The sequence below is a fragment of the Collinsella sp. HCP28S3_E12 genome, assembly GCF_052065595.1.
In the GTDB taxonomy this organism is placed as follows: Bacteria; Actinomycetota; Coriobacteriia; order Coriobacteriales; family Coriobacteriaceae; genus Collinsella.
In genome coordinates, this window is the sequence record NZ_JBQHTS010000046.1 from 1 (window position 1) to 568 (window position 568).

Consider the following 568-nt stretch of genomic DNA (forward strand, 5'->3'; position numbering starts at 1 on the left):
GTCGACTTGAGGGTGAAGCACGACATCGAGGCCAGGAAGGCGGCGATCGGGCTCTTCGAGCGAGGCCACGGCTCCGAGTCGGCGGCGAAGGCGTTGTCGGTCCCGCGCGACACCGTGAGACAATGGCTCTACGTATACCGGTCGTTCGGAAGCGAGGTGCTGCTATCCATGGACGGCAAGCAGACCAGGTACACATACGAGCAGAAGGTCGCCGCCGCCTCCGCCGTCGTCGACGGCGGCATGAGCAAGCGGGACGCCATGGAGGCGTTCGGGGTCATGTCCCTGGCGCCGCTCAAGAGATGGTGCGCGCTCTACCGCGAGGGCGGCGCCGAGGCGCTCAGGCCCAGGCCCAAGGGCCGGCCGAGCGGTTCCAAGGCGAGGCCGCGCACGCGCGAGCAGGAGCTCGAGGAGCGCTGCCGAAGGCTCGAGACCGAGGTGGCCTACCTAAAAAAATTGCGTGCCCTGGTCGAGAGGGACGGACTCTGACCAGGGCGAAGGTCGAGGCCGTGAGCGCCCTGCGCGAAGAGGGGTACGGGCTGGGGTGCCTGCTGGAGTGCGCCGGCCTGGC

Annotated in this window: 1 protein-coding gene; it reads left to right on the forward strand. The window is 68.7% G+C overall.

The genetic code is table 11. The features are described 5' to 3' along the window. Nucleotides 1–486, forward strand: a 486-nt coding sequence (locus tag ACTNBY_RS09320) for a transposase (protein ID WP_441064282.1), incomplete at its 5' end; no start/stop codon positions are given. Between the last annotated feature and the right edge of the window lie 82 nt (nucleotides 487–568).